Genomic DNA, 338 nt, shown 5'->3' on the forward strand with positions numbered 1-338 from the left:
AGTTGTGCTTGTCCACTGTCATCTAGTTGCCCGGTCGCTTGCGTTCCATCATCAAAGGTAATGGTGTAGGGCGCATTTTTAACCGGGCTGCCGTCTTGGTAAACGTATTCTAAATCGACCACACTGGCGGTAGTTGCAGCAACGCCTGCATCATTTATGGTTACATCATTAATACGGCTAATACTCGCAGGACTTGAGGCACTTGGGCTGCTAGCTGTTTGCGGGCTTTCTATATCGTAATCAACTGGCCCATCAAAGGTGACAATGTTGCTGTCGAGGGTGAGTATATTGGTAGCGATGATGGTGGCGTTGCCTTGGCTATCGAGTTTAATTTCGCC

1 protein-coding gene is annotated in these 338 nt (G+C 48.5%); it reads right to left on the bottom strand.

Annotated elements, in window-relative coordinates; genetic code table 11:
• Positions 1-338: hypothetical protein (locus H5200_RS23540; protein WP_220497058.1), on the bottom strand; the 338-nt coding region annotated here is incomplete at both ends.

The organism is Pseudoalteromonas sp. SG43-7 (assembly GCF_014164295.1).
Taxonomy (GTDB): Bacteria; Pseudomonadota; Gammaproteobacteria; order Enterobacterales; family Alteromonadaceae; genus Pseudoalteromonas; species Pseudoalteromonas rhizosphaerae.